This window comes from Azospirillum largimobile (genome assembly GCF_977007025.2).
On record NZ_CDRMUA020000004.1, the window covers coordinates 744,739 to 751,338 of the forward strand.

At 68.8% G+C, this 6,600-nt stretch carries 7 protein-coding genes; 1 reads left to right on the forward strand and 6 read right to left on the reverse strand.

Going from position 1 to position 6,600, the window contains the following annotated elements:
* Positions 1-29: 29 nt before the first annotated feature.
* Positions 30-1,151, forward strand: a complete 1,122-nt coding sequence (locus tag ACWPKK_RS24680) for a cysteine desulfurase family protein (RefSeq protein WP_452009589.1) — start codon at positions 30-32, stop codon at positions 1,149-1,151.
* A 5-nt stretch (positions 1,152-1,156) separates the two neighbouring features.
* Here the strand turns inward: ACWPKK_RS24680 and ACWPKK_RS24685 are convergent, their stop codons facing one another.
* The 6 genes from ACWPKK_RS24685 to ACWPKK_RS24710 all read right to left on the reverse strand — a co-directional run bounded on the left by ACWPKK_RS24685 (position 1,157) and on the right by ACWPKK_RS24710 (position 5,899).
* Positions 1,157-1,921: a porin gene (locus tag ACWPKK_RS24685; RefSeq protein ID WP_452009592.1), complete on the reverse strand. Its 765-nt coding sequence runs from the start codon at positions 1,919-1,921 to the stop codon at positions 1,157-1,159.
* A 224-nt stretch (positions 1,922-2,145) separates the two neighbouring features.
* Complete coding sequence (locus tag ACWPKK_RS24690; RefSeq protein ID WP_452009595.1) at positions 2,146-2,907, reverse strand: 5-oxoprolinase subunit PxpA; 762 nt, start codon at positions 2,905-2,907, stop codon at positions 2,146-2,148.
* A gap of 101 nt (positions 2,908-3,008) precedes the next feature.
* Positions 3,009-3,578: a hypothetical protein gene (locus ACWPKK_RS24695; RefSeq protein WP_452009597.1), complete on the reverse strand. Its 570-nt coding sequence runs from the start codon at positions 3,576-3,578 to the stop codon at positions 3,009-3,011.
* A complete protein-coding gene (locus ACWPKK_RS24700) occupies positions 3,575-4,237 on the reverse strand; it encodes a ParA family protein (protein WP_149225748.1) in 663 nt (220 codons plus the stop codon). The genes ACWPKK_RS24695 and ACWPKK_RS24700 overlap by 4 nt, the downstream gene beginning before the upstream one ends.
* Before the next feature lie 148 nt (positions 4,238-4,385).
* Positions 4,386-5,033, reverse strand: a complete 648-nt coding sequence (locus tag ACWPKK_RS24705) for a hypothetical protein (protein WP_452009599.1) — start codon at positions 5,031-5,033, stop codon at positions 4,386-4,388.
* Complete coding sequence (locus ACWPKK_RS24710) at positions 5,030-5,899, reverse strand: helix-turn-helix domain-containing protein (RefSeq protein ID WP_452009602.1); 870 nt, start codon at positions 5,897-5,899, stop codon at positions 5,030-5,032. Before ACWPKK_RS24710 ends, ACWPKK_RS24705 begins: the two co-directional genes overlap by 4 nt.
* Between the last annotated feature and the right edge of the window lie 701 nt (positions 5,900-6,600).

Sequence of the window (6,600 nt, forward strand, 5' to 3'; positions counted from 1 at the left end):
TTCCGCGGCGGATGGCGCGATACTGCGCCATGATCTATCTCGACCATCTGGCCTCGACGCCGCTCGACCCGCTGGTGCTGGAGGCGATGCTGCCCTGGATGCGGCCGGAGGCTGCCGGCAACCCGCACGCCGCCCATGGCGCCGGCTGGCGGGCCGCCGACGCCATCGAGCAGGCACGGGCAGAGGTCGCCGCCCTGGTCGGCGCGCAGCCGGGCGAGGTGGTCTTCACCTCCGGCGCGACGGAAGCGAATGCCCTGGCCCTGCTGGGCGGGGTGCCGCCGGGGGGCGGCTGCGTCGTTTCGGCGGTGGAGCATGCCAGCGTGCTGGGCTGCCTGCCGGAGCTGCGGCGGCGCGGCCATCCGGTCGTCGTGTTGCCGGTGGACGGAACCGGGCGGATCGATCCGGCCGGGCTTGATCGTGCATTGGCTGGACTGCCCGGACCGGGGCTGGTGTCGGTGATGGCCGCGAACAATGAGGTGGGGACGGTCCAGCCGTTGGCGGAGTTGGCGGCGGTCGCCGCCGGCCATGGCGCGCCGATGCACAGCGATGCGGTCCAGGCGCTGAGCACGCGCATGCTCGACATGGCGGCGCTGGGCCTGCACGGGATGAGCCTGTCGGGACACAAGCTGTATGGGCCGATGGGGATCGGGGCGCTGATCATTCGCCAGCCCTTCCGGCCGGTGCCCTCGTCCGCCGGCGGCGGGCAGCAGCGCGGCCTGCGGGCAGGAACCCTGCCGACGCCGCTCTGCGTCGGGCTGGGTGTCGCCTGCCGGTTGGCGCGGGAACGGCGGGAAGAGGACGCACGCCGGATCGCGGAGTTGCGCGACCGGCTGTGGCGGCAACTGCGCGAGCGCTTGCCGGGCATCCGCCGGAACGGGGCGGGAGACGGCGGGGATGGGCTGGCCGGCTGCTTGAACGTGACCGTTCCCGGCATCGATGCCGCCGACCGGTTGCTGGATCTGCCGGATCTGGCTGTCGCCACCGGCTCCGCCTGCCACAGTGGGGCGGGGGAGCCGTCACATGTCCTATTGGCGCTGGGACTGTCCCCCGCCGATGCCCATGCCAGCCTGCGCTTCGGGCTCGGCCGCGGCACGACCGTGGTGGAGGTGGACGCGGCGGCGGAGCGGCTGGCGGACCTGCTGACGACCTGAGCGGGTCAGAACTGCAGCCGGGCGCCGACCTTCACCACCGCGCCCATCGTTTCCGGACCGGTATCGAAGTTGGTGTCGGCCATCACCTGCCAGCGCGGCGTGATGCGATAGGTCAGGTCGGCGAGATACTGCTCGTTGGCTGCCGCTCCGTCGGGCGCCGACCGGCGCACCCGGAAGGACAGCGTCATGTCGCCCCGGCCATAGGCCAGCCCGGCATTCATGCTGCGGAAGGACGCGCCGTCCGCCTCCTCCTGCTGGCGCAGGTCGCCGTCCAGGGTGACGCTCTGCCAGGTGAACTGGCTGCCGACGATCCAGGACTGGCGCGGCAGGCGCCGGCTGTCGCTGCGCACCCGCGCCCGGCTGGTGCCCGCGGTCAGCCGGGCGTTTATCCCGCCGATCTGCAGGGTCTTGCGAACCGCCGCCTCCACCAGATGCAGCGCCTCCCGTGGATCGGGCATGTCAGCGTTGCCGCGCGGCAGCGGGGTATAGCTGGCGCCAAGCTCGAACCCGCGCAACGGCGGGGTGTAGTAGGTCAGCTTGGCCGTGCGGCTTCCGGCACCCGCGGTGGCCGGCATCGCCGTGGTCCCCACCAAACGGTTGCGGGCGCCATCGGCCTGTCCGATCTCCAGCTCTCCCCAAGAGACATCGACCTGCAAGAAATGACGCCGATCTGCAACACTACCCTTTCGATAGAGAGTCTCAGCAGACGCCTCGCCGGCCGAAAAAATCGCCACTGCCGCCAGAATTGGCATGGAAATTCGTCGTTGCATGGGCAAGACCTGTGCTGGTTGGCCGGGGGTCGACTGTCCACTTCGTCGATGCGGCCCTATGTATCCTTTCCAGTTTGAGAGATGTTCGTCTAAAAGTCTGACAAAGCTGTGACCTGGACTTTGTTCGCTGCAGCGCAGAAATGCGCGTGGATTCGCGGAATGCGCGAGGCCTTCCCGACAGTCAGGATGGGGAGAGAGGCCGGGGGATCAGCCAAGCCCCGGTTTCAAACCACCGCCTTCACCACCACGCCTGCCCCTTCCAAAGCACGGCGGACGGCGGCGGCCATGGCAACCGCGGTGGGGGTGTCGCCGTGGACGCAGATGGTGTCGGCGACGATGGGCAGGCGCGTGCCGTGGCGGCTTTCCACTGCACCGTCGAGCACCATGCGCACCACGCGCGCGGCGGCCAGATCCGGGTCGTGGATCACCGATCCCGCGACGGTCCGCGGCGTCAGCGTGCCGTCATCCTCATAGGTACGATCGGCGAAGGCCTCGCGGGCGACACGCAGGCCGATGTCCTGGCCTGCACGGTCCATGGCGCTCAGCGGCGGAACGACGAACAGCAGGGTGGGGTCCACCGCCTTCACGGCACGGGCGATGGCACCGGCCAGATCCGGCTCCACCGCAGCCATGTTGTAGAGGGCGCCGTGCGGCTTCACATGGGTCACACGCCGGCCCGACAGGGCGGCGCAGGCCTGGAGCGCGCCGACCTGATAGGCGACCAGCCGCTCCACCTCCGTGGCGGTGATGCCACGAATGACGCGGCGGCCGAAGCCGGAGCGGTCTTCGAAGCCGGGATGGGCGCCGATGCGCACGCCCTTCTCTCCCGCCAGCCGGGCGGTGTCGGCCATGATTGTGGGATCGCCGGCATGGAAGCCGCAGGCGATGTTGGCGGAGGTCACGATGTCGAGCATCGCGCGGTCGTCGCCCATGGCCCAGGCGCCGTAGCCCTCACCCATGTCGCAATTCAGATCGATGCTCGGCATGGCGTCTCCCGCAAGTCGGCCGGTCAGGAAAGAGATGCGGGGAGGATACAGCGTTCCGGTCCGGCAGGGCAGAGGGAGCAGGAGGCGGGAGCGGCGATGCGTCAGTCCTGATCGTCCAGCGACGCCAACTCCGCCTCCACCGCGATCAGCCGCTCGCGCAGCCGCTGGCGCTCGGCCTCCAGGGTCTCGCGTCGGCTGACGTGATCGATGGTCTTGCTCCGCAGGTCGCGCTTGAAGCGGACGATCTCCGGCCGGGTGACGTCGGGACGGATCAGGTTGCGCTGGTCCGCCAGCTGGAGTTGCTCGCTGGTCAGGGTGGCGAGCTGATAGACGGTGGCGTAGCTGGGCGGCAGCTTGGAACCGGGAAGGCGTCCGCTGTCCACCGCCTCCGCCACCATGCGCAGCTGGTAGGCGACCTGATAGCCGAAGGGCAGCTCGTTCTCGACCATCGCCTGGAACTCGCCATGGGGCAGGCGCATGCGGGCCTGGACGAGATAGCGGCCGATCAGCAGGAACTTCTCCTGGGCGCTCCGCCACAGGGTCGAGATCTCCTGCACGAACTCCTCACGACGGACAAGATCGACGGTCGCCTCCGCCATGCGCTCGATCCGCTCGTCGACCGCGATGTGGCGGCGGGCCTGGGCCTTGGAAACCTGCTTGAACCCGCTCATTGCGCCAGCTCCAGTTCGTGACGGACGAAGGCCCAGACGCCGGCGACATGCTCGGCCCCCTTGCCGCCCTTCAACTCCAAAAGGCCGATCCCGCGGCTGGCGGTGAACTGGATGTCCTCGTAATCCGGCACCTCGACCGGGCAGATCCGGCCATCGCCCAGCAGCTTGCGCTGCGCCTCGGTGAAGCCGCGGGTGCGCGGCTTGACGCGGTTCATAACGAAGGCCGCGTTCTTGCCGTAGCGCCGTACGAAGCGCATCCAGGGGCGAACGGAGTCGAGGTCGTCATCGCTCTGGCCGGTCGGTACCACGATCAGGTCGGAGGACAGAGCCAGCAGCTTGAACTCCTCCGGATGGTCCTCGATCGACGGCGGGGTGTCGATCACCAGCAGGTCGTAGCCGTCGATGCCGTCCAGGGCGGCGCGGATGTCGCCCGGCGTCATCCCCGCTTCGAAATGGGTGATCGACGCCATGCCGTCCGGACGCTTGGCGAACCATTTGGTGAGGCTGCGCTGGGGGTCGAGATCGAGCGTCGCGACCGTGCAGCCGTCGAGCGCCGCCGCCACCGCGATGTTGCGGCTGAGCGTCGTCTTGCCGATCCCGCCCTTCGGGCCATTGACCAGCAAGCGCTTCACCGGTCCGTGCCCCGTGTCGTTGGTCATCTCATGCCCCTTCTCGCCATCGGCTGTGGGCTCCTTTTACCAAAGCGCGGCTGTAGCGCAAATCTAAGACATGTCTTAGGTCCGCACCGCCGGTGCAGGGTGTCACAACTGCCACAGACAGCCGAGACATAAGACTGAATGTTGGTTATCATCGCATGCGGCGGATGGCAGAGGCCAGAACGGGCCGCACCGCTGCACTCTCCGCACCTCCGCCGTTTTCCACGGTTCGCTCACCTGCCATGGCGATGGCGCGCAGGCGCTCGGCCAAGGCGCGTTCGGCGGCACAGGCTTCCTCGCACAGGGCACGGATTTCGGCGATGCTGGGCCGCCATTTGCGGGTGCGGCGCCAGACCCTGGCGGCCTGATCGATCGCCCAGGCCGGGAACTCTCCCAGGTCGTCCGCCCAATCCATCGCGAGCAATTGCTCCACCTCCGGCGTCGTCGCCTTCGCCGGGAAATGGCTCAGCAGGGCCAGCACGCGACCCAGCAGATGATTGGCCGGCGCGGGCGCCAGGATGCCGTCGTCGATTTCCGCAAGGGCGCGGCGGGCAAGAGCGGCATGACGCGGCGTAACCCCGGCCGGCGGCGTCCAGTCTTCCACCACGTCAGCGAAGCCGTCCTCGGTGAAGCGGCTGTGGCGGCCGATCTGCCCGCAGTCGAGCAGCTGTTGCAAGGGTCGAGGCAGCGCCTCGCGCAGCATCCGGCTGCGCAGAGCCGGCGCCATGGCCGGGTCGAAGGGCAGCGGCAGGCCGGGTGACGGTGCCGGAGATGCGGGGAACGGGTGAAGGTTGCTCATGCGCCCACTCCCCAGGGATTGGCGGCGCCGGCGGCGGCGCCGGGCTGACCGTTCAACCGGGCGGCAACGCTGGCCCAAGCCGACAGGCGTTGTTCTGCGTCTGCGGCCTGACGGTTGGCAGACCGGTTCGCGTTGGGACGGCCGGTGGCGGTGCGATTTGCCCGGTTTGCCGGATCGAGGGTCGGTTCCGCGGGCTGTTGCGCCATACGGGCCATGTCCTGCAGCAACCAGGAGCGCCACGCGGCTGGCACATCGCGGTAGCGGTAGCCGTGGGCGCGGCATTGCTGGACGAAGCGCTCGGCATGGCGATCGAGATCGACCGTGGGGAAGCGGCCCGCCGCCCATTCGCGATCGGTCGCGGATGGGGTCCAGTCCTCCGCAACGGACACGGCCGCAGCCGGCTCCCTGCCAACCGAATTCCCTCCGCCCGCCCGCTTGTGGAGCGTGTCCGGAATCTGTTCAGGTTCAGGCTGTTCGTGACTCGCTGATGGACAGGGGGAGTCCGTTGCTGAGTCAGCGGGGCTGTCCACCCTTGCACCCTCCCCGGCGCTGGCCCCGGTGTTGCCCGTGACGGTCAGAGCCAGCCTGTAGCGGCAGCTGAGACGACCGCCGCTGGCCGACCGCCGATGTTCGATGGCCACCAGCCCGAGTGTTTCCAGTCGGCCCAGGATCCGGTTGACGGTCGGCCGGCTGCGTTTCAGCTTTCCCGCCAGCGTCGCCTGCGAGGGCCAGCAGACGCCCATGTCGTCGGCATAGGTGCTGAGGGCGGCCAGCACGGCGAGACCATCGGCATCGAGATCGGGGTGATCCAGCCACCAGGCCGGAATCCGGCCCCAGCGGTTGGGGTTTGCGCTATGGTCGGTCATCTGTGGCGATACTCCTCCGTGCCATCGTCCGGATCGGGGGACCGGATCGGGGGACCGGATCAGGGACGGTGGCGAGTGGATGGCGTGATTGGCAGGGAGGATTCGAAGCGGTCCGCGGCAGAGTCGAATCGCGGGCTCGCACTCCATAGAGCAGCAGCCCGCGGATGGTCAGGAATAGCCCGCGACCTTGAAGCAACTGCCCGCGACCATGGAGCCACAGCCCGCGATGCTCCGCCGAATCGGAATCCTGGCGCTTCAGGCCGCGGATATGGAGCCGTTGCCCGCGATTGTCCGGCCGGATCCCGTCTGTCTTTCGGGCGTCTTCCGGCTGCCTCCGAGCCGTTTCTGGAGCAACAGCCCGCGATTTCCCGCCGGCCTGGATGGTCGGGAGCGACAGGGCCGGTTCGGCGACCAAGCCGGAGGCGAGGCCATGGAGCGGTAGCCCGCGTTTCCCTCCTGCCGTGCCGCGGCCGATTCTCCCCGATTCTTCAGGGAGTCCCGGTTTGGCGCCGTGGAAAGCTGAGGCAAAAGCGGCAATCGCGGGCTATGGCTCCATGTGCGCGGGCCGTTGCTCCATCACCGCGGGCTGTCGCGTCATATCCGCGGGCTGTTGCTCCACCCCGGAGGCGGTAATTTCCTTCGGTTCTGTTGCGCCGGGGGTCTCCGCGCGCCATGGTTACTCCCGACCTTCGGAGACGTTC

What these genes read in the sequence shown, in the direction of transcription:
- ACWPKK_RS24690 (WP_452009595.1), bottom strand. Translation starts at nt 2,907, where the DNA reads ATGCCGAGCATCGATCTGAATTGCGACATGGGTGAGGGCTACGGCGCC.
- ACWPKK_RS24685 (WP_452009592.1), bottom strand. Translation starts at nt 1,921, where the DNA reads ATGCAACGACGAATTTCCATGCCAATTCTGGCGGCAGTGGCGATTTTT.
- ACWPKK_RS24695 (WP_452009597.1), bottom strand. Translation starts at nt 3,578, where the DNA reads ATGAGCGGGTTCAAGCAGGTTTCCAAGGCCCAGGCCCGCCGCCACATC.
- ACWPKK_RS24680 (WP_452009589.1), top strand. Translation starts at nt 30, where the DNA reads ATGATCTATCTCGACCATCTGGCCTCGACGCCGCTCGACCCGCTGGTG.
- ACWPKK_RS24705 (WP_452009599.1), bottom strand. Translation starts at nt 5,033, where the DNA reads ATGAGCAACCTTCACCCGTTCCCCGCATCTCCGGCACCGTCACCCGGC.
- ACWPKK_RS24710 (WP_452009602.1), bottom strand. Translation starts at nt 5,899, where the DNA reads ATGACCGACCATAGCGCAAACCCCAACCGCTGGGGCCGGATTCCGGCC.
- ACWPKK_RS24700 (WP_149225748.1), bottom strand. Translation starts at nt 4,237, where the DNA reads ATGACCAACGACACGGGGCACGGACCGGTGAAGCGCTTGCTGGTCAAT.